At 35.9% G+C, this 20,994-nt stretch carries 25 protein-coding genes, 3 tRNA genes and 1 other RNA gene; 24 read left to right on the top strand and 5 right to left on the bottom strand.

The window, feature by feature from the left end; all coding sequences use genetic code 11:
- The first annotated feature begins 8 nt into the window (after window positions 1-8).
- The 16 genes from trpE (at window position 9) to IJE64_RS09365 (ending at window position 12,450) form a co-directional block, all read left to right on the top strand.
- A complete protein-coding gene (trpE, locus tag IJE64_RS09440) occupies window positions 9-1,505 on the top strand; it encodes an anthranilate synthase component I (protein WP_292785177.1) in 1,497 nt (498 codons plus the stop codon).
- A complete protein-coding gene (locus IJE64_RS09435; protein ID WP_292785175.1) occupies window positions 1,502-2,086 on the top strand; it encodes an aminodeoxychorismate/anthranilate synthase component II in 585 nt (194 codons plus the stop codon). The genes trpE and IJE64_RS09435 overlap by 4 nt, the downstream gene beginning before the upstream one ends.
- Entirely contained in the window at window positions 2,083-3,090 is a 1,008-nt protein-coding gene (gene trpD, locus IJE64_RS09430) for an anthranilate phosphoribosyltransferase (RefSeq protein ID WP_292785173.1), read from the top strand. Before IJE64_RS09435 ends, trpD begins: the two co-directional genes overlap by 4 nt.
- A gap of 5 nt (window positions 3,091-3,095) precedes the next feature.
- On the top strand, window positions 3,096-3,872 hold the full coding sequence (trpC, locus tag IJE64_RS09425) for an indole-3-glycerol phosphate synthase TrpC (protein WP_292785171.1): 777 nt from the start codon (window positions 3,096-3,098) through the stop codon (window positions 3,870-3,872).
- The gene (locus IJE64_RS09420) at window positions 3,865-4,464 is read left to right on the top strand and encodes a phosphoribosylanthranilate isomerase (protein ID WP_292785169.1); all 600 of its coding nucleotides are present in this window, start codon (window positions 3,865-3,867) and stop codon (window positions 4,462-4,464) included. Before trpC ends, IJE64_RS09420 begins: the two co-directional genes overlap by 8 nt.
- Window positions 4,461-5,645, top strand: a complete 1,185-nt coding sequence (gene trpB, locus IJE64_RS09415) for a tryptophan synthase subunit beta (RefSeq protein WP_292785167.1) — start codon at window positions 4,461-4,463, stop codon at window positions 5,643-5,645. Before IJE64_RS09420 ends, trpB begins: the two co-directional genes overlap by 4 nt.
- Window positions 5,638-6,411 (top strand): tryptophan synthase subunit alpha, encoded by a 774-nt coding sequence (gene trpA / locus IJE64_RS09410; RefSeq protein WP_292785165.1) that lies wholly within the window; start codon window positions 5,638-5,640, stop codon window positions 6,409-6,411. The genes trpB and trpA overlap by 8 nt, the downstream gene beginning before the upstream one ends.
- Before the next feature lie 71 nt (window positions 6,412-6,482).
- Window positions 6,483-7,217 carry a proliferating cell nuclear antigen (pcna) gene (pcn, locus tag IJE64_RS09405; RefSeq protein ID WP_292785163.1) on the top strand — a complete coding sequence of 245 codons (735 nt, stop codon included), beginning with the start codon at window positions 6,483-6,485 and terminating at the stop codon, window positions 7,215-7,217.
- 54 nt (window positions 7,218-7,271) lie between these two features.
- Window positions 7,272-8,123 carry a hypothetical protein gene (locus IJE64_RS09400; protein ID WP_292785161.1) on the top strand — a complete coding sequence of 284 codons (852 nt, stop codon included), beginning with the start codon at window positions 7,272-7,274 and terminating at the stop codon, window positions 8,121-8,123.
- A gap of 238 nt (window positions 8,124-8,361) precedes the next feature.
- Window positions 8,362-8,640, top strand: coding sequence for a 50S ribosomal protein L44e (locus IJE64_RS09395; RefSeq protein WP_178786115.1), 279 nt, complete (start codon window positions 8,362-8,364; stop codon window positions 8,638-8,640).
- 9 nt (window positions 8,641-8,649) lie between these two features.
- Complete coding sequence (locus tag IJE64_RS09390; RefSeq protein ID WP_042691937.1) at window positions 8,650-8,829, top strand: 30S ribosomal protein S27e; 180 nt, start codon at window positions 8,650-8,652, stop codon at window positions 8,827-8,829.
- Window positions 8,830-8,892: 63 nt separating this feature from the next.
- A complete protein-coding gene (locus tag IJE64_RS09385; protein WP_292785159.1) occupies window positions 8,893-9,690 on the top strand; it encodes a translation initiation factor IF-2 subunit alpha in 798 nt (265 codons plus the stop codon).
- Between the two features lie 10 nt (window positions 9,691-9,700).
- The gene (locus tag IJE64_RS09380) at window positions 9,701-9,868 is read left to right on the top strand and encodes an RNA-protein complex protein Nop10 (RefSeq protein WP_292785157.1); all 168 of its coding nucleotides are present in this window, start codon (window positions 9,701-9,703) and stop codon (window positions 9,866-9,868) included.
- Window positions 9,869-9,874: 6 nt separating this feature from the next.
- The gene (locus IJE64_RS09375; RefSeq protein ID WP_292785154.1) at window positions 9,875-10,648 is read left to right on the top strand and encodes a proteasome assembly chaperone family protein; all 774 of its coding nucleotides are present in this window, start codon (window positions 9,875-9,877) and stop codon (window positions 10,646-10,648) included.
- 31 nt (window positions 10,649-10,679) lie between these two features.
- Window positions 10,680-11,240, top strand: a complete 561-nt coding sequence (locus tag IJE64_RS09370; RefSeq protein WP_292785152.1) for a DUF2112 family protein — start codon at window positions 10,680-10,682, stop codon at window positions 11,238-11,240.
- Between the two features lie 22 nt (window positions 11,241-11,262).
- Window positions 11,263-12,450 (top strand): TIGR00375 family protein, encoded by a 1,188-nt coding sequence (locus IJE64_RS09365; protein ID WP_292785150.1) that lies wholly within the window; start codon window positions 11,263-11,265, stop codon window positions 12,448-12,450.
- Between the two features lie 12 nt (window positions 12,451-12,462).
- On the opposite strand, the gene IJE64_RS09360 is transcribed toward IJE64_RS09365, so the two are convergent.
- From IJE64_RS09360 to IJE64_RS09350, 3 genes are all read right to left on the bottom strand, one after another.
- A tRNA-Arg gene (locus IJE64_RS09360) sits at window positions 12,463-12,536 on the bottom strand.
- A 53-nt stretch (window positions 12,537-12,589) separates the two neighbouring features.
- Window positions 12,590-12,663 (bottom strand) — tRNA-Arg (locus IJE64_RS09355).
- Between the two features lie 91 nt (window positions 12,664-12,754).
- A complete protein-coding gene (locus IJE64_RS09350) occupies window positions 12,755-13,246 on the bottom strand; it encodes an endoglucanase (RefSeq protein WP_292785148.1) in 492 nt (163 codons plus the stop codon).
- A 162-nt stretch (window positions 13,247-13,408) separates the two neighbouring features.
- Between IJE64_RS09350 and frhA the strand changes: the two genes are divergently transcribed.
- Genes frhA through frhB form a run of 4 tightly spaced genes read left to right on the top strand, consistent with a single transcriptional unit; the run spans window position 13,409 to window position 16,934 of the window.
- On the top strand, window positions 13,409-14,635 hold the full coding sequence (gene frhA, locus IJE64_RS09345) for a coenzyme F420 hydrogenase subunit alpha (RefSeq protein WP_292785146.1): 1,227 nt from the start codon (window positions 13,409-13,411) through the stop codon (window positions 14,633-14,635).
- Window positions 14,636-14,653: 18 nt separating this feature from the next.
- Window positions 14,654-15,223: a coenzyme F420-reducing hydrogenase, FrhD protein gene (gene frhD, locus IJE64_RS09340; protein ID WP_292785144.1), complete on the top strand. Its 570-nt coding sequence runs from the start codon at window positions 14,654-14,656 to the stop codon at window positions 15,221-15,223.
- Window positions 15,223-16,071 (top strand): coenzyme F420 hydrogenase subunit gamma, encoded by an 849-nt coding sequence (gene frhG, locus IJE64_RS09335; protein ID WP_292785142.1) that lies wholly within the window; start codon window positions 15,223-15,225, stop codon window positions 16,069-16,071. The genes frhD and frhG overlap by 1 nt, the downstream gene beginning before the upstream one ends.
- An 11-nt stretch (window positions 16,072-16,082) precedes the next feature.
- The gene (frhB, locus tag IJE64_RS09330) at window positions 16,083-16,934 is read left to right on the top strand and encodes a coenzyme F420 hydrogenase subunit beta (protein WP_292785199.1); all 852 of its coding nucleotides are present in this window, start codon (window positions 16,083-16,085) and stop codon (window positions 16,932-16,934) included.
- Between the two features lie 111 nt (window positions 16,935-17,045).
- On the opposite strand, the gene map is transcribed toward frhB, so the two are convergent.
- Window positions 17,046-17,963 carry a type II methionyl aminopeptidase gene (gene map / locus IJE64_RS09325; protein WP_292785140.1) on the bottom strand — a complete coding sequence of 306 codons (918 nt, stop codon included), beginning with the start codon at window positions 17,961-17,963 and terminating at the stop codon, window positions 17,046-17,048.
- Window positions 17,964-18,063: 100 nt separating this feature from the next.
- On the opposite strand from map, the gene IJE64_RS09320 reads away from it, so the two are divergent.
- From IJE64_RS09320 to rnpB, 4 genes are all read left to right on the top strand, one after another.
- Window positions 18,064-18,471, top strand: a complete 408-nt coding sequence (locus tag IJE64_RS09320) for a hypothetical protein (RefSeq protein ID WP_292785138.1) — start codon at window positions 18,064-18,066, stop codon at window positions 18,469-18,471.
- Between the two features lie 8 nt (window positions 18,472-18,479).
- Entirely contained in the window at window positions 18,480-18,998 is a 519-nt protein-coding gene (locus tag IJE64_RS09315; RefSeq protein ID WP_292785137.1) for a hypothetical protein, read from the top strand.
- Between the two features lie 93 nt (window positions 18,999-19,091).
- A tRNA-Met gene (locus IJE64_RS09310) sits at window positions 19,092-19,166 on the top strand.
- Window positions 19,167-19,186: 20 nt separating this feature from the next.
- An RNA gene (gene rnpB, locus IJE64_RS09305) (RNase P RNA component) lies at window positions 19,187-19,470 on the top strand.
- A gap of 241 nt (window positions 19,471-19,711) precedes the next feature.
- Here rnpB and IJE64_RS09300 read toward each other — a convergent pair.
- Window positions 19,712-20,620, bottom strand: coding sequence for a DUF3089 domain-containing protein (locus IJE64_RS09300; RefSeq protein WP_292785197.1), 909 nt, complete (start codon window positions 20,618-20,620; stop codon window positions 19,712-19,714).
- Window positions 20,621-20,994 lie beyond the last annotated feature (374 nt).

Below are 20,994 nucleotides of genomic sequence, written 5' to 3'. Positions count from 1 at the left end.
GTGATTATATGTTTTCCCCAAGTTTAGAAGAAGTAAAAAATATATCAAAAAATGAAGAGTATAAGAGGATTCCCATATTCTGTGAATTGTTTTCAGATATGGCCACTCCTATAGAAGTTTTAAGAGTTTTAAAAGCAACAAGCAAGCACTGTTACTTATTGGAAAGTATTGAAGATGTCGAAAAATGGGGAAGATACAGTTTTTTAGGCTTTAATCCTGTGTTGGAGTTCACATGTCAAAACGGTGTTGTTCACATTAAAGGTGACGATAAATTTGAGAGATTAACTGATGATGAAATCGTCATTGGAACAGATAATCCAAGCGAAATCATTAGGGATTTGATTAAATTGAACAAATCTCCAAAACTGGATTACTTGCCTCCATTTACAGGAGGTTTTGTCGGCTATTTTGCTTATGATTATATAAAATACGCTGAACCTTCATTAAACTTGGATGCTGAAAACCAGGATCAGTTCAAAGACATTGATATAATGTTGTTTGATAAGGTCATAGCCTTTGACAATTTCAAGCAAAAGATTATCTTAATTTCAAACATGAAAACTGATGATTTGGAAAACAATTATGAAAAGGCTTGTGAAGACTTAAGGAATTTAGCAGATTTAATTAAAAATGGCAAAAAAGCCGAAATCGAGCCATTAAAATTAAAATCAGATTTTAAACCAGCATTTTCAAAAGAAAAATATTGCGGCATGGTTTCAAAAGCCAAAAATTACATTAAGGAGGGAGACATTTTCCAGGTTGTTTTATCAAATAGGATTGAAGCGGATATTTCAGGGAGTTTATTTGATACATATAGGGTTTTAAGGACTACAAATCCTTCTCCATACATGTTCTATTTCTCAAGCGATGATATTGAAATAGCCGGTGCTTCTCCTGAAACTTTAGTAAAATTAACTGATAGAAAATTGTATACTTTCCCCCTTGCAGGAACAAGGCCTCGTGGAAAGACCGAAGAGGAGGATTTGGAACTCGAAAAGGAATTGCTTGCAGACGAAAAGGAATTGGCTGAACATAACATGTTGGTTGATTTGGGACGAAACGATATTGGAAGAATATCTGAAATAGGCTCTGTCAATGTTGACAAGTACCTGTCTGTAGAGAGATTTTCACATGTGATGCATATTGGGTCTACAGTTAGCGGCACTCTAAGAGGCGATTTGGATTCCCTTGTAGCAATCGATTCAATTCTCCCTGCAGGAACATTGTCTGGAGCTCCAAAAATAAGAGCCTGTGAAATTATAAATGAGCTTGAAAATAATAAGAGAGGCATATATGGTGGAGCTATTGGATACGTTGATTTAAGCGGAAATATTGACACATGCATTTCTATTAGGATAGCTTTTGCAAGGAAAAATAAAGTTTTCATCCGTTCTGGGGCAGGCATTGTTGCTGATAGTGTGCCTGAAACTGAATTTGATGAAAGCTTAAATAAGGCGGCCGCCGTTATAAATGCATTAGAAATTGCAGATGGGGGGATAGAATGATTCTTTTAATTGATAACTATGACAGTTTTTCATATAATCTGTTCCAATTAATCGGAGAGGTTGATGATGACCTTGCTGTTTTTAGAAATGATAAAATAACTCTTGGCGAAATCTCTCGTTTAAACCCGGATGCAATAATTTTATCTCCCGGTCCTGGAAGGCCGGAAAATGCTGGAATTTGCATTGATGTCGTAAAGGAATTTTGCGATAAAATTCCTATTCTTGGGGTTTGTTTAGGCCACCAGGCAATCTGTGAAGCCTTTGGAGGCACAGTGTCTCATGCAAAAAGATTAATGCACGGCAAATCTTCAAAAATTTCTCTCGATTATGATTTTATATTTAAAGGATTGCCAAGTGAGATAACTGTTGGCAGATATCATTCCTTAAGTTTATTAAAGGACACTATTCCAGATTGTTTGGAGATAATATCAAAAGCGAAAGATGATGGGGAAGTCATGGCGGTTAAACATAAAGATTACAATATTTATGGACTTCAATTTCATCCTGAATCAATTTTAACTCCAGATGGATTAACTATTATCAGTAATTTTTTAGAAAAAGTAGATAAAGGGATTTTATGATTAAAGAAGCTATTTTAAAAGTGTACAAACATGAAAATTTAACTTATGATGAAGCCTATCAGACTATGGATGAAATCATGAGTGGCGAAGCAAGCGAAGTCCAGATGAGTGCATATTTAACTGCAATGTCAATGAAAGGAGAAACAATTGAAGAGATAACAGCTTCCGCTGAAGCAATGAGGGCTCATTGTGTAAGATTATTGAACGACGAGGAAGTTTTGGAAATTGTCGGGACAGGTGGTGACGGTTCAAACACATTTAACATATCCACCACATCATCAATTGTCATTTCATCAGCAGGAGTTCCTGTAGCAAAACATGGAAATAGGTCTGCATCAAGTAAATGCGGTGCTGCTGATGTATTGGAAGAATTGGGTGTTAATATTTACATTGAACCTGAAAAAAGCTTAAGATGTTTAAAGGAAATCAATTTATGTTTCTTGTTTGCTCAAAATTATCATTTGGCCATGAAGTATGTTGCGGGGGTCCGTAAGGAATTGTCAATCAGAACAATATTTAATATATTGGGGCCTTTAACAAGCCCTGCCGGAGCAACAATGCAGGTATTGGGAGTTTATGAAAAGGAACTTGTAGAACCATTGACTGAAGTTTTAAAGAATTTGGGTGTTAAATCTTCATTGACTGTTTATGGTTTGGATGGAATGGATGAAATTTCAGTCAGCGATAAAACTGCAGTTTGCGAACTTAAGGATGGCAATATAATGTCTTATGAAATTTCACCGGAATATTTCGGCATGGAACTGGCATCAAAAGAGGATCTTGTTGGTGGAGATGCAAAGGAGAATGCAAAAATAACATTGTCAATTTTAAATGGTGAAAAGGGTCCTAAAAGAAATGCTGTTTTATTAAATTCAGCTGCAGGATTATATTCCGCTGGAAAAGTAGATTCTTTACGCGAAGGTGTTGAATTGGCAGAAGAGCTAATTGACTCTGGAAAAGCCTTAAAGCAATTGGAAAAATTTATTGAAATTACAAATAGTTGATTATCATGTTGGAAGAAATTGTTGATAAAACTAAAGAAAGGGTATCACAGTCAAAAAAGAATAAGTCTCTTGAGGAACTTAAGGAAGAAGTCAAACAATTGGAAATTACTCAAGATTTCCCTTTTAAAAAGGCATTAAGTGAAAATGAGATTTCCATTATTGCGGAAGTTAAAAGGGCTTCTCCCTCAAAGGGATTAATCGCTGAAGATTTTGATTATGTGAACATTGCAAAGGAATATGAAAATGCAGGGGCATCAGCGATTTCCGTTTTGACAGAACCCTACTTTTTCAAAGGATCTGATGATTATTTGAAAGAAATCGCACAGAATGTGAACATTCCAATTTTGAGAAAAGATTTTGTAATTGACGAGTACATGATTTGGGAAGCTAAATTATTGGGAGCTTCTTGTGTATTATTGATTGTTTCTATATTGTCCATTGTAGAATTGAAGAAATTTTTGGATTTGGCTCATGATTTGGGTCTTTCTGCTATCGTTGAAACACATGATGGTGATGAAATTAGGACAGCTTTGAATGTAGGTGCTGAAATAATAGGCGTGAATAATAGGAACTTGAATGATTTCACTGTAGACATTGAAAATAGTATTAGCCTACGTAGATGTGTAAGTGGAGATGTCATATTTATTTCTGAAAGTGGGATTAAAACACCGGAAGATGTTAGGAAATTAAAAGAAAATGATGTCGATGCAGTTTTAATTGGCGAAACTTTAATGAAATGCGATGATAAGAAGGCTATGATTTTGGAGTTGAAAAATGGTTAAGATTAAAATCTGTGGAATCAGGCGTTTTGAAGATATTGATATCGTGAATAAGTATAAACCGGATTACATTGGGTTCGTATTTGCTAATTCAAAAAGACAAGTTTCACATGAGCTTGCTGCAGATTTAAAAAGCAATTTAAGTTCAGATATAGTTTCAGTAGGCGTTTTTGTAAATGCAGGCATTGATGAAATTTTAGAGTTATTTAATGCGAAGACTATAGAAATTGCTCAGCTTCATGGCAATGAAAGTGAGGAGTATATTAATATTTTAAAAGAAAGAACTGATAATGAACTAAAAATTATTAAAGCTATTGAAATGGCGGAAAATAATGATTTGTTAAAATATGATGATTCATTAGCTGATTATTTACTTTTAGATAGTGGTAAAGGCAGTGGTAAAACCTTTGATTGGCGTTTAATCAGAAAAGACTTAAAAAAAGAGTTTTTTTTAGCAGGAGGAATTAATTCTCTTAATGTCAGGGAAGCAATTTTAGAATTTAATCCTTATGCTATTGATTTAAGTTCCAGCCTTGAAACTGACGGATTTAAAGATGAAGGTAAAATTAAAGAGATTATGGAGGTAATAAATTGAGTAAAGGAAGATATGGTGAGTATGGGGGCCAATACATATCCGAAACATTAATGAATGAACTGTTATATTTGGAAGAGCAATATTATCATTACATGGACGACCCCGAGTTTGTAGATGAGTTGAATACTTTATTGAAGGAATATGCCGGAAGGCCTTCCTTGTTATACTATGCAAAACGAATGACTGAGGATTTAGGTGGAGCAAAGATTTATTTAAAACGTGAAGATTTAAACCATACTGGAGCTCATAAGATTAATAATGTTTTAGGCCAGGTATTGCTTGCTAAAAAGATGGGGAAAACAAGAGTGATAGCTGAAACTGGTGCAGGCCAACATGGTGTTGCAACTGCAACTGCCGCTGCACTTTTAGATATGGAATGTGAAGTATTTATGGGGGAAGTGGATACACAAAGACAAGCATTGAATGTTTATAGGATGGAATTGCTTGGTGCTAAGGTGCATTCTGTTAAATCGGGAACGAAAACACTGAAAGATGCGGTTAATGATGCATTTAGAGATTGGATTGCTCGTGTTCATGATACGAATTATGTAATTGGTTCTACAATGGGACCGCATCCATTCCCTATGATTGTCCGTGATTTTCAAGCCGTTATCAGTAAGGAGGCTCGCCAACAATTTTTAGACATTGAAGGAAAACTGCCTACTGCAGTTATTGCATGTGTCGGTGGTGGAAGCAATGCAATGGGGGCATTTTATAATTTCATAGAAGATGAGGATGTCAGATTAATAGGATGTGAAGCTGGAGGTAAAGGCGTTGATACCCCATATAATGCGGCAGCTTTAACCAATGGGGAGATTGGAATATTTCATGGCATGAAATCAATATTTAACCAAGGAGATTATGGTCAAATTGCTCCGGTATATTCTGTTTCAGCAGGTCTTGACTATCCGGGTGTTGGTCCGGAACACGCATACTTAAGGGATATAGGAAGGGCGGAATATGTTCCGATTAATGATGAAGAGGCTGTTGAAGCCTTTGAATATTTATCAAGAATGGAAGGAATTATTCCGGCTATTGAAAGTGCTCATGCGGTTGCATATGCAATGAAAATTGCTCCAGAAATGGATAAGGATGATATTATTATGATTTGTCTTTCAGGAAGGGGAGACAAGGATGTTAGATCAATTGCAGAATACAGGGGAGTTGAGTTGAATGAGTAAAATAGCTAATGCATTTAAAGATGGAAAAGCATTCATCGGTTTTTTAACTGCAGGAGATCCTACTGTTGAAAAGACAGTTGAATATATTTTAGCAATGGAAGAAGCGGGATGTGACTTAATAGAGATAGGCATTCCATTTTCAGACCCTATGGCTGAAGGAGTAGTTATACAGGATGCTAATGTAAGGGCTTTAAAGCACAATACCACAACCGATGATGTGTTTGATATCATAAGGCAGGTTAGATTAAAGACTGATATTCCTTTAGTATTTTTGACATACATCAATCCGGTTTTCTTTTACGGTTATGAGGAATTCTTTAAAAAATGCGCAGAATTGGGTGTTGATGGGATAATATCACCCGATTTGCCTTATGAGGAAAAGGGTGAAATCGATGAAATCGCTAAGAGAAATGGTGTGGATGTGATTTCTCTGATTGCTCCAACTTCCAAGGAAAGAATTCAAAAAATTGCAAGCGATGCAAGCGGTTTTATTTATATCGTATCCTCTCTAGGTGTTACTGGGATGCGTTCTGAGATTAAAACGGACCTGAATGCAATAATAAGCGACATTCGCGATGTCACTGATTTGCCATTGGCTGTTGGTTTTGGAATAAATACTCCGGAGCAGGCTTCTCAAATTGGTAAAATTGCCGATGGGGTTATTGTTGGAAGCGCAATTGTAAAAATCATAGAAGAGAATGGCGAAGACGCTAAAGGCCCTTTGATGGATTATGTTTCAAGTATGAAAAAGGCTGCCAATGAATAATTTTAAAAAAAGATAAACTTATTATATAATAAAAAATAAATATAGAAATATTATTGATTAGAGGATTATTTATGTTTAAAGCAGAATTAAGTGATTCTAGTATATTAAAAACAAGTTTTGATGCTATTTCATCAATCGTTGATGAAGTACAAATTCAAACTGATAGTGAAGGCATGAGACTGGATGCCTTAGACCGTAGTCATATAACTTTCGTACATTTGGAACTCAAAGCTAGTTTATTTGATGAGTATCTTTGTGATGTTCCTGAAAAAATCAATATTGACACTGATGAATTCATGAGAGTTCTCAAACGTGCTAAATCACAGGACAGAGTTTTGATGTCTGTAGATGAAGGTAATTTCATCATTACTTTTGAAGGTGATGCAACAAGAACTTTCAAAATAAGATTGATTGATATGGAATACGATAACCCTGTTCCACCTCAAATCGATCATCCAACTTCATTTAAAGTACGTTTCTCCATCTTAAAAGATTGTATCAACGATATTGATATCTTTTCAGATAAAATTGCTTTCCAAGTGGATGAAGATTACTTTATTGCATCCGCTGATGGTGAATTTGGTGATGCAAGCATCAAATATCTCCATGGGGAAAACATCAATGAACATGCAAAATCTTTATTCTCATTGGATAAAATTAGAGAAATGCTTAAGGCAGACAAATTTTCAGAGGAAGCTGAAATTGGTTTAGGTACTGACATGCCATTAAGTTTAACCCTTAATATGGTTACTGGCGATGGTAAACTAAGTTTCTTGCTTGCTCCTAGATTAGAAACAGATGAATAATTTCATTTGTTTACTTTTTTTTCTTTTTAAATCATATTTTAGAGATGGTATTAAGTGGATCAGTTTTATCAGGAATTACGTAAAATTCAGAAAAAGGAAAGAAATAACGGTACTCTAGCTCGTGTTGAGGAAACTTTTTACAATAAGATTCACGAGTATTTGGATGACTTAAAAAGGCAGGCCATTGAAGACCCATTTTCAAATGTTCACGGAATACTTAAGCAGGCTCAGATTATTGCAACCGAGATTTGTGAAAGACGTGAAAAGAAAATCACCGAAGCGGCAGTAGTCAATATTCATAGGTCATACCATCTTTTCACAGGCAAGCCTGAATTTGATTTGGTTGATACGACTCCACTAAATTTAACCCCTGAAGAGGAAAAATTTTATTATTCCTTAATTGAAACTTTAAGAAACCATCGGGGGAATATTTCCTTAGAAAAATTATCCGATGATGATGAGGCCTCTGGCGATGTGGAAATCAAGCAAGTTCAAAAGAATACTTTGATACCGCCTAAGGAGACTCCAAAGAATGATGAGGTATTGGACAGGTTGGATGAGATTACTAATGCCAAGGTTCTTGTTGATGAGAAGAGGGAACCAATAGAAAAACAGATTATCGACTCCAAAACCAAACCAAACGATATTTCCAAGCCTAAAGAAACTAATTTGGAGGAAAATCCTAATGCATTCAAGGAAAACAATGAGTTTTATGATTTGGAATCTAAAAGGATAGCCAAGGATACTGAATTGGTTACCATGTTGGTTTTTGATGACATCGGTCCTATTGTGGGCGTTGATGAGAAGGTTTACGGTCCGTTCAGACCTCAGGATTTGGTAACATTGCCGATGGTAAATGCAAAAATATTTTTCAAAAATCGAAAAGGCCGTCAAGTGAAAATTTAGCTATTTTTCCATTAACTTTATATAACTTATTAAACATAAATAAAGAGCATATCTATTTGTGATACTAAAAAATTATATTTTATATAATTTGGATTTTTGCTGTTTGTAGACTTGATGCGTTACAAAGCAGTTTTAATCTCTAACGTTTTTTAATAAAACTTCCGTTTAGATAAATTTATGAATAGATTTACAATGATTTATTAATTAAACACTTTTTAGTGTAAAGAACGGTGGAAAAATGAAAATACCAAAAGAAAAAAGAACATACTGTCCTCATTGTAAAAAACATACAGTACATGAGGTTCACACTGCTAAAAAAAGGAAAGCTAGTGAGTTAACTTGGGGACAAAGACAATTCAGACGTGTAACTGCTGGTTACAGAGGTTATCCAAGACCTTTACCTGCTGGAAACAAGCCAGTTAAAAAATTAGACTTAAGACTTAAATGTAAAGAATGTGGCAAATCTCACATCAAACAATCTTTCAGAACAGGAAAACCTGAATTTGTAGCTAAATAGGTGATTAACATGGTTAGTAAAGGTAGAGGAAACTTTTTAAAAGTTAAATGTTTAGATTGTGACAATGAACAAATAATATTCGATCGTGCAGCATCTGATGTAAAATGTATTATTTGTGGTAAAACCCTTGTCAAATCTCGCGGTGCTAAAGCTAAAATCACTGCACACATTGAAAAAGTTTTAAACTAGATTTCTAGTTTTAAACTTATTTTTTACTATTTTTTATAATTTTTTATTAATGTTGGTGAGAGTATGGTGAGAAAAAGTCAAGAATGGCCTGATGAAGGAGAACTTATTGTAGGTACAGTTTATAAAGTTCTTAATTATGGGGCTTTTGCTAAATTAGAAGAATATCAGGGCAAAGAAGCTTTTATTCATATTTCTGAAGTATCTTCTGGTTGGGTTAAAAATATCAGAGATCATGTAAGGGAAAACCAGAAAATCGTTTGTCGTGTTCTCAGAGTAAATCCTAAAAAGGGGCATGTTGATGCTTCCTTGAAAAGAATCCGTGAAGATCAAAGAACTAAAAAAATCCAACATTGGAAAATTGAGCAAAAAGCTGAAAAATTCTTAGAATTAGCTGCTAAATCATTAGATAAAGATTTGGACGTTGCTTATGATGAAGTAGGTTATGAACTCATGGACATCTTTGGGGATGTTTACGGTGCTTTTGAAACAGCTGCTGATGAAGGTGCTGAATCACTTACTGAAGAAGGAATTCCACAGGATTGGGCTGAAGCTATTACCGAAGTGGCTAAGAAAAATATCACTCCCCCTGAAGTTCACATCAGTGGTTATGTAGATATTGAAACTTTTGTACCTAATGGTGTGGAAGTTATTATCGATGCTTTGAAAGCTGCTGAAGATAATGGTGATGACGAGGAAGAAATTAAGGTTCAATGCGTCGGTGCACCGAGGTATAGAATTACCGTAAAATCTACTGATTATATCTTGGCGGAAAAAGCTCTTAAAGCTGCTGCCGATAGATGCATTGCAGTCGTCGAAGAATCTGATGGAAATGGTTCATTTTTAAGAGAATTAGATAATTAATTAGATTCTTATGAATATGAAAATGAATAAATGTCCTGAATGCGGTATTTATACTTTAAAGGATGCTTGCCCTAAATGTGGCGGAAAGCTTAAGGTAATCTATCCTCCTAAATTTTCAATTGAGGATAAGTATGGTAAATATCGCAGAATATTGAAAAAAGAATCAATGAAGGAGTAATGGGATATGAAAACTACAGAAATAACAGTTTTAGAAGATAACATCGAATTAGACAATCCTATTTTTATAGAGGCATTACCTGGTCTTGGACATGTTGGCAAATTAGCTGCTGATCATATTATAGATGAATTGGGAGCTGTAAAATTTGCTGAAATTTATTCTCCGACTTTCCCTCCGCAAGTCATTGTTAAAGATGAAGGGATAATAGAAAATATGATCAATGAGTTATATTACCTAAAAGATGTTGGTGAAGAAAATTTGGATTTAATCATTCTTGTTGGAAATACCCAATCTTTATCCCCAGAAGGTCAATACTTGGTATGTAAAGATATTTTGGAGTTTGTTAAAGGTTATGGCATTGGTAGAATCTACACATTAGGCGGAATGGTTACAGGCCAGGCTCCTGAAAATCCTAAGGTTTTTGGTGCTGCAACTGATGAAGCAAATGCTGAATTATTGAAAGAAGCCGGAATCGAACTTAGGGCTAATGATGGAGGCATTGTTGGAGCTTCCGGATTGTTTTTAGGTTTAGGTGTTCGCCAGCAAATACCTGGGTCTTGTCTAATGGGTGAAACTCCAGGCTACTTTATTGATGCCGAATCTGCTGAAGCGATATTGAATAAATTGTCCGTTTTGCTTAATTTTGAGATTAATGTCGATAAATTAGAGGAAAGAGCTGAAGAAACTAGACAAATGATTGCTAAAGCTCAACAAATGGAACAAGATTTAATAAATAAAGCCAATGCAGGAAATGCTGATGATTTAAGATATATTGGATGATTTCAATATATTTATTTTACTTTTTTTTTACATGAACGTTGTAGTTGTTCCAGATGCGTCCATGATTGTCATTCCATTGATTGAAAAAAATGGACACAATTATTTGTCGCCTTCAAATTTTTCCAAATATGATAATATGGATATCTGTGAAGGCAATTTGGTTTTTGATAATATAATTAGTGAGTATTGCTCCAGTGAAATGCCTTCAGGCGTTAAATCAAGATTAATCTTATTTTCTAAAGTCATTAATGAGGCGGATGCGGCCATTGTAATCGGAAAACGGCCAAAGAATCACAAACCGATATACAATACGTTAAACGATTTAATCTTGTTTGGAAGTAACGCATGCAATAATGCACACAGCCTGTCCTTGAAGATACTTCATGATTTGAACATTCCAGTATTGAAATTGTCTTATCCGACCAATCAAAAACGGATAATAGATTTGATTGATAAAACTAACTATTTTTTAAAAAATCTAAATGAGATGTCCGATGATTCTAATTTGGATAATTTAAATGTTGATTTATATCCGAATAAGGATAAATGTGATGTTTTTGATGTTAAAAAGATATTGGATAATTTAATATAATGCCACGTTCTAACATTTAATCATGTTGGTAAATGCTGATTTTCATGTTCACAGCTGTTTTTCGATGGCATCATCAAAGGACATGCTAATTAAGAATATGGCTCCAAAGTCTAAATTAAAAGGTTTGAACCTTTTAGGAACTGGAGATGCATTCCATCCCGGTTGGTTGGACATAATTGAAGAGACCACATCCTATTCAGGTGATGGAATTTATACTTTTGATGATATGGATTTTGTTTTGACAACAGAAGTCGAAGGCAAAAACAGAATCCATCATGTAATTATCATTCCGGATATGGATATTGCAAGGGAGTTGTCTGAAAAGCTGCCTTCAAAAAATAAGAATATTGACGGGAGGCCTAAAACACGTTTGGATGGTGCTGAGCTTTTGGAGTTGGCACATGATTATGATTGCTTAATTGGTCCCGCTCATGCTTTCACGCCATGGACTGGAATGTATAAATCGTTTGATAGTATTTATGATTGTTATGAAAAAAAGCCAGATTTTGTAGAGCTTGGATTATCTGCAGACACATTCATGGCAGATACTGTCAGCGAACTTGAAGACTTTCCTTTTCTCACTAATTCCGATGCGCACTCCCCATGGCCCCATAGGTTGGGAAGGGAATTTAATCAAGTTGAACTTGAGGATGTTTCATTTTCATCAATTAAAAAGGCGATCAAACACAATGATATTAAGGCGAATTACGGATTGGTTCCGAATTTGGGCAAATATCACATGACTGCATGCACAAATTGCTATAAGTTGGTTGACCCTATTGTTGCTAGGGAAAATAAAATGAAATGCAGCTGCGGAGGAACTATCAAAAAGGGTGTTGACTTTAGGATTTCTGAAATTGCTGATTATTCGCAACCTATGCATCCTGAATTCAGGCCGGAATATGTTCATCTAATGCCTCTTGCCGAATTGATTTCAACAGTATATGGCAAAGGCGTCACGACCAAAACGGTTCAGGGCAGATGGCAAAAATTAATTGATAATTTCGGCACGGAAATAGATGTTTTAATCGAGGTTCCAATTGGTGAAATATCTAAAATCGACTCCAATATAGCTTCAGCTATTGAATCTTTTAGAAATAACTCTATTGATGTTATTCCTGGTGGTGGAGGTAAATATGGGGAAATTTCTTTCAGTGGTAAGTTAGAAAAGCCAAAAGAAGCTAAAATTACTACTTTGGATAATTTTTAAAAAAAATAAATACGGACTTGGAGGGATTTGAACCCTCGATCTTAAGATTAGGAGTCTTACGCCCTTCCAGACTAGGCTACAAGCCCATAACGTTAAATAGATGAAATTGCAATAAAAAAAGTTTTTTATGTATTGAAAGCGGACCCGCCGGGATTTGAACCCGGGACCTTCGGATTAGAAGTCCGACGCCCTATCCTGCTAGGCTACGGGCCCTTCATATACAACAATAATAAATATATTTTTTTTGTTATATATATTTATCTATATTCATTAAAAAAAATAAAAAAAGGATTAAATTTAATCCTTACCATTCATCAACATGGCCTGTGGCATCACTAATTCTGAGGCCACTTACAACATTGCCATCTGAATCATAGACTTTTGCATACCAGTATCCACCAGAGTATGATACTCTTCCGGCATGACATCCTGGTTCTCCAACAGCACTGTTTGCAATGCTTTGTGCTTGGGAAGTTGATAAGTGTGTGTTAGAACCGGTTCCAGATCCACCTGAGCCTGAACCGCCTCCTGACCCGGATCCACTTCCTGAGCCTGAGCCTGAACCGCTTCCGGTTCCGGACCCGCTTCCAGATCCATCGGTACCACTTGAGTCTCCACTTCCATCATCTCCGGAAGTGGTATTGTTTCCAAGTCCATCGCCATCGCCATTGTCACCAGACATACTTGATAAGTCGGAGAATATTGGATTATCACTATTTGTTATTCCATATGCTGCTACAGCTGCTGCAACGCATAACACGACAATTATAGAAATTATGATGTTTGCTTTATCCAATTTTTTCCCTCCTTTAAATTATATTACTATGTATAATATTTAAATTTAGTTTTTTATTTCTTATATATATTTCGATTATATTTTTGTGGCATAACTTATTAATAATAATGTATAAATATAATTAATGTTAGTTTCTAATTGCTAATAATTGAGGTGACATATTTGAAAGATAGAGTAGTTATATCCCCTACAACTCGTCAAGAGGGCCATGCCGAGCTTGTCATGGAAGTTGACGATGAAGGGATAGTTACAAAAGGTATGTATTTTAGTATAACTCCTGTAAGGGGTTTAGAGAAGATGGTTCTTAGCAAAGCTCCTGAAACCGCACCTGTTTTATGTCAAAGAATCTGTGGAGTATGTCCAATTCCACATACTTTAGCATCCGCTGAAGCTATTGACATGGCATTAGGTATTGAAATTCCTGAAGCAGCTAAACAGTTAAGAAGAGCTACTTTAGCAGCACATAACATTAACAGTGCAGCAATTCACCACTTCTTAGTTGCAACAGACTTTGTGCCAGAAAATTTATTCGCTGCTGCTGTCGACAGTGTCAGTGAAGTAAGAAAAACAGTACAATATGTTGTAGAAATGTGTGCTGGTGAAGGTATCCACCCATCTGATGTAAGAGTAGGTGGAATGGCTAGAAACATTACTCCATTCACTAAAGAAAGATTAATCGAAAGAATGACTGCATTTAAACCAAAACTTGAAGAACACATTGAATTAATCAAAAACTGTGTTGCTGAAAGTGCTGAAAAGTTAGGCATTCCTGCTGAATTAGGTGTAGTAAATCAACCATTAATGGCAGTTCACCCAACTTATGGTGTAAACGACTTTGATATGGATGCATTTTCTGAAGTTTTACCTGAAGCTTGGTATGATGACCCTGAAGTTGGTAAAAGAGGATGTTCTGTAATTCCATTAATTAATGGTGAAAATGTCGAAACTGGTCCTAGAGCAAGAATGGAAAAATTCCAAGGATTTAAAGATAAAGGTGTCATTGCTCAACATGTAGCTCGTGCTGACGAAATGTTGAAAAACTACGATGCATGTATGGAAGCTTTAGACGCAATTGATCCTGCTGCTCCTGCAAATGTAAGTTATGATAAAAGAGGTACTGGTGAACTCGGATTCGGTATTATCGAAGGTCCTAGAGGAACCAATGCTCACATGGCAAAAGTTGTTGAAGGTAAAATTAAATTTTACTCTGCAATTGTACCAACTACTTGGAACATTCCAACCATGGGTCCTGCAACTGAAGGATTCCATCACGAGTTTGGTCCACATGTAATCAGAGCATACGACCCATGTTTATCATGTGCTACTCACGTAATGGTAGTTGACGATGAAGATAAATCCATTCTTAAAAACGAAATGGTGAGAATCTAAGTAATTTGGAGGAATTTAATGCCTTATCATTCGGACATTATTGTTATTGGCTGTGGAAATATTTTATTTAAGGATGATGGATTCGGTCCAGTCATGATTAACATATTACAAAAATATTTCAATGACACTAATGACTATTATGATCCTGTTGTTACTTCATATGTGGAGAATGAATTCGATAAAGAGATTTTGAAACAAATTAAAGAGAAATTTGAAGGTATTGATTTACCTGAAAGTGTTCAATTCATTGATGGTGGTACTGCGGCTCCAACTAATTTCTTCCCTTTATACACTGAGTATGATTGGAAAAAACTCATCGTGTTAGATGTAGTTGAATTTAATGCTGAGCCTGGAACCGTAGATGTATTTGATCCAAATGTTATGCAAAAGGGAAAATATGACAATCCTCATGGAATGACTGTGGAGAATCCACTACAAGAGATTTCTCAAAAATGTGAAGTAGTAATTGTTGGTTGTAAACCAGCAGAGATTCCAACTCCGGATGTGGATATGGGTTTAACAGAACCTGTAGAAAAGGCGATTCCTGAAGCTATTGATATTATTTTAAAAGAAATCGGGGTAAAATAATGTTTGATAAATTGAAAAAAGCTTTTGGAGGATCTTCTGAAGAAGCACCAAAAGTAGAAGAAAAAGTTGAAGCTGCTCCTGTAGAAGAAAAAGTTGAAGCTGCTCCTGCAGAAGAAACTAAAGCTGCTTCATCAAAACCACGTATTGGTTACATACACTTAAGTGGTTGTACTGGGGATGCAATGTCTTTAACAGAAAACTATGACATTTTATCCACTGTTTTAACTGATATGATTGATATTGTATACGGACAAACTTTAGTTGATAAATGGATTCACGGTACCTATGCTGAAGAAATGCCAGAAATGGACTTATGTTTAATTGAAGGATCTGTATGTTTACAAGATGAACACAGTGTTCACGAACTCTTAGAAGCAAGGAAAAAATCTGGTTTAATCTGTGCATTTGGATCTTGTGCTGTAACTGGTTGTTTCACAACCTTCGCACGTGGAGGTCAACAAGCACAACCTAAACACGAATCTTTCTTACCAATTAGTTCATTAATTAAAGTAGATTTAGCACTTCCTGGTTGTCCTGTAGCACCTGAAGTAATCGCTAAAGCTGTTGTCGCATTATGCGAAGGCGACTTAGATTACTTAAAACCAGCAATGGATTGGGCTGCATGTGATAAAGGCTGTGGCTGTGATGTATTAACCAATGTAGTTCGCCAAGGATTATGTACTGGTTGTGGAACTTGTGCTCTTGCTTGTCCTACAAGGGCAATGGGCTTTGCTGAAGGTAGACCTGCATGTGACAGGGACAGATGTGTCAAATGTGGTTCTTGCTACATGATGTGTCCTAGATCTTGGTTGCCTGAAGGCAGAATTAAAAAGGAAACAGGATTATAGGAGGAATGGATATGCCATTAGGTACTTATAAAGAAGCATTATCTGCAAGATCTACTGATAAAAAAATTCTAGATGTATCACAAGACGGAGGAATTGTTTCAGCATTGCTCTGTTACGCACTCGATGAAGGAATTATTGAAGGTGCAGTAGTAGCTGGAACTCCTGATGATGATTGGAGACCAATTCCTACTGTTGTAACTTCCGCTGATGAAGTTATCGCAGCAGCTGGAACAAAATATTCAATGTCTCCAACTTTATCCGCATTAAAAGAAGCAACACGTCAATACGGATTAGAAAAAGTTGGTGTAGTAGCAACTCCATGTCAAACCCAAGGTTTAAGGAAAGCACAAGCTTACCCATTCACTAGATTTGTCGCTGAAAAAATCAAATTAATCGTCGGTATCTACTGTATGGAAAACTTCCCTATGGCTTCTCTTGATACCTTTGCAACTGCTAAATTAGGATTTGACAGCTTACAAGACGCTACTAAAATGGACATCGGTAAAGGTAAATTCTGGTTAACCAAAGATGGTGAAGACAGTGGTTTAGCTATTAAAGAAACTCACGGATATGAACAAGCAGGTTGTAACATCTGTCAAGATTACGTTTGTGAATGGGCTGACGTATCAACTGGTTCTGTTGGATCTCCTGATGGATGGTCTACTGTTTTAACCAGAACTGATGATGGTGACAACATATTTAAAGCCGCTGTATCTGCTGGTTTAATTGAAACCAAACCAATGGATGAAGTAAAACCAGGTCTTCCTTTACTTGAAAAATTAGCTAAAGGTAAAAAAGATAAAAACACTGCAGAACGTGAAAGAAGAGCTAAAATGGGAGTTAAAATCCCAGCTATATACTAAATCTTCTTTCTTTTTTCTTTTTTTTTAAAAATAGTTTATTCTCGTCTTTAGTATATTTCAGATTCTTTTTTTTCAAAAAAAATAGTGTGAAGAGAAAAAGCCTCTTCGAAATTAAATTGTTGTAACTGTACAGCCTTCTTTTTCAACGATTATCGTATGCTCCTTTTGGCTTACAAAACAGTTCTTTTTCTCGCGAAGCGGAGCGTATGGATAGATGGCCATGGCCTGTGAAAGTTGTTTTAGTGCAATGGATCCTTTTCTCTCGCCAAACTCATCAGTAATCCATCGTCCTGAAAATGGAACATACCTGTTGTTCTGTTGGATATATTTCAAAACCCTTTGTGTACTTTTCATTCTGAAAGGCTTGTTTGCCATATATGAGAATATGTAATGGCCTGGAGCATCATTGACGATTCCTTCTCCGTTTGTTGCAAACGGTTCAATGGCCACCGCTTGTCCTTCTTCCAAGACGTAATTGTCGTTATTGTCATAATTTGGTATCGAAATACCGGCATGTAAATTGTTCTGTTCTAAGCTATGTCCAGTTAAATTGAATATTGGATTGAGATTGTATTCTGAGATGGCCTCATGGACTGCAGCACCTATTTTTGAGACTTCGATGCCTGCCCTTACTGTTGCAATGGCCGCTTCAAGACCTGCTGCTGATGCTTCTACTATCTCTTCATGCAAGTTAATTTCATCCTGGCTGTAATTTTCATCGATATTTCCGTCAGCTATTATTGTAACTGCTGAATCAGCAATATATCCGTCAACCATGGCTCCCAAATCTAATTTCACCATATCTCCAGCTTTAAATTTGGTTTCATCGCCTGCAGGAGAAGTATAATGGGCAGCTATTTCATTAATTGAAACATTGCATGGAAATGCAATTTCAGCACCAGTCTTTAAAATTTCGCTTTCCACGTAGTTTACCAGGTCCAGAACTAAAGCTCCATCCTTGATCATTTTTGAAGCTTCACTGCGAATGTCAGAAACAATTTTTCCTGCTTTAATATAAGATTCCATCATGTGATATTACCTTCTAAGTCAATAATTAATTATATAATAGATAAAGTTTATATAATATTTTATAATTATTATACTGTATATATTATTTGGAGGTTAGAAGATGGAAATTCCTACAATACCTGACCAAATGTTTTATTTAATCATTTTGGTTATTGTTGCTATTGTATTAATTATCATTGTTTTCCAATGGAGGAAAATCGCTCAATCTAAAAATTCAATTTTAATGCTTGAAAAAGAGATAGAGCTTAAGAAAATGTCCATGGTGGAAAAAGACATTGAATCCAAAAGATTAATGGATAATCCTATTCCATTACCACAAGAGCAACAGGATAGTCTTTCAGCTATTAGACAATCAACTACTGAAGTAAGAAGCAATGTTGGTTATCTTCACTCAGAGATTAATGAGAGATTAGCAAGACTTGAAGCTGAAACTGAACAAAGAAAATTAGAGAAAATGCTTAAAGAAATTGAAGCAAAAGAAGCAAAACTTAAAAAAATGAATAAATAGGTGGTAAAATGGATGCTATGGAAGCAGTTGCTGTTTTAATATTAATTTTAGCGATTGTTGTTTTAGTTTATTATTATTTATTGAATAGTCCTGGAACTGTGGATAAATTACGTGGCTATGTGCCAACTACTGCTGATGCTCATATGAACGAAATTCTAGGCAGATCCAACAATTCCGGTTATGATTTGTCTAAAGATGCTCCAAAAGATGATTCTAATTCAGTGAGTAAAAGAATCAAAGTTAAATTAAGTGACATTGACATGTCCTCTATTAATACTGATGCTTTTTCCAATAAAATCGATGCATTTTTGGATGAGAAAAGTGATGAATTGATTAAAAGTTGGTCTTTAGCCACTACAAATGATTTGGAAGAACTAGAATCTAAATTTTCAGAAACTTCAGCTAATGTTGATAGTTTAGACAAAAGTTTCAATGAATTTAGAAAATCATCTGAAGAATTCCAAAAGGCAACTGAAGACAAGTTGGATGAATTAGATAAAAGAATTGAATCATTAGAAAATAAATAATTTATTTTCTTTGATTTTTACTCTTTTTATAGAAAGATTTATATATTATCCTGATTATAATTATATTATAGTGTAAACTATTTTTTGTCGTATAGCAGGGTGGGGTAGTCTGGTGATCCCGCGGGGCTCATAACCCCGAGATCCCTAGTTCAAATCTAGGCCCTGCTACTTTTAATTAATATTTTTTGGCAAGTTAAAGACAGCTGCTGGTTTATTTTAAACTAAGGAAACTCCGCCCATCAGTACAGAACTATGGCGTTGAAAAACGTATACTGAGAAGTATGACTCTGGAGCAGAAACGACACGGCTTTTAATGGTAGACGATGATATTTAATTGAGGACATTAAAAGAAGCGGTGAAACGGCCATTCCATAGGATGCAAGAGCAAAGGTGCCGATGACAATCTGTATGAGGCAAGGTAGCACGCTAAGATGAATGCTGTTAAACAGAAGGTGGGTTACTCTTAACAGGCCATGAATATTAATTATTTTTCTTGTTTTGCATATTTTTCACATTTAGTATTCTGCATTTCATATTATTCATTGGAATAATTGCAACAGAATTGGTCTTAACTGCAAGTGTAGGATTTCTAGTGATAATGCTGATTTTCAACTAGTTGAAATAGACGTAACATCTCAGCATAAAAAAAGTGTTGGTTAACGTTTAAAAAAAATGACCACACGGCAACTCAGACATTGCCGCATGTTTCGTGATTACTTGTTCAAGAATGCTTCAATCCTTGTTTTGACATTTTCGCGGATATTGTCCCAGTAGGCAGTGTAGTCAACAAGGTGAAGGCTTGCACGTCCGAAGATATCTCCCATTTCAGGCACTATAGGCTTGACATATTCATCTTCCAGGGCAGTGCAGACTACTGTGCTTCTTTCAAGGTCGAGCTGTGCATCCGCAAGGCCGGGCTTGTGTACATTGAAGTCCACTGCCAGTAAGGTTCCGGGATTCATGACTGGAATGCGGTCACCCAAGTTTTCAGATGCGGGCGCATATGTGTCGTCCCTTTTCCAGTTGAGGGGATTTATGGAAATTGCGTTTTCAAGAACCACAGCATTTTCCTCATTCTTATTGCCAGGGCCCTCGGTATTCCATGATACGATTACGCCGGTGTCGTCTTCACCTTCGGCAAACTTCAAGGCAGGGTTTATCATTAAATCATCGGTTGTGATGGAAAATCCGATTATATAGGCGGCCACCATGCGCTCGAGATAATCTGTGTGTTCCTTGAAATAGTCGCACAGCGCAATCTTCAGCATCAAAGAACCCTGAGAGTGTCCGGCAATAATGAATGGACGGTTCTTATTATAATGCTCAAAGAAGTAGTCCAGTGCGGCATAGACATCTGTCCTCTGTTCGCGAAGCTGGAAAGCCATGAGCTCTTCAGGATTCTTTCCATTAAGAGCGCATAGATTACTTTGGCGGTAAAAAGGTTCATACACATTTGTCATTTCCTCAAAAACCATCGGGGCTTGAGAATAATGGTTGCTCACAGTCTCACGGAGCATAGGATCCTCAACCGGAACGATTGCCGGAGCGTCAGGTTCTGGGTTGACATAGAGGGTTGGGTAAATGAAAAGGGTGTCTACGGCCTTGTCGGCATTTTCAGGCAGAGGAACCCAGTTGTTTTCGTCAGAATAGTCGATGGGAACTCCTACCTAATTTTCAATCTTGTAATTTTCTTCTTTTTTTTCCATATTTTAAATTCCTCCTTTTCATATACTTTATGTTGGTCTATATATTATACATATATCATCGATGCATCTGAGACAATTGCCATATTCAAGTGCAATCATTCGAATCGATATTTTCACCGCTTGTTATACAAGATAACATTCAAATCCACACTTTTGTCGGAAATAATGGTAGTCTTAACAGATTTTTAATAGACAACCCACCAAATTCTTGAGTGTTACTCTTAAGATGGAAAATATTAATTATTTATCACTATTTTAATTTTTCATTTTTAAATCTTTATATTTATTAA

This window comes from Methanobrevibacter sp., from assembly GCF_017409525.1.
Classification (GTDB): Archaea; Methanobacteriota; Methanobacteria; order Methanobacteriales; family Methanobacteriaceae; genus Methanocatella.
This window is presented reverse-complemented; position numbering and strand designations above follow the sequence as displayed.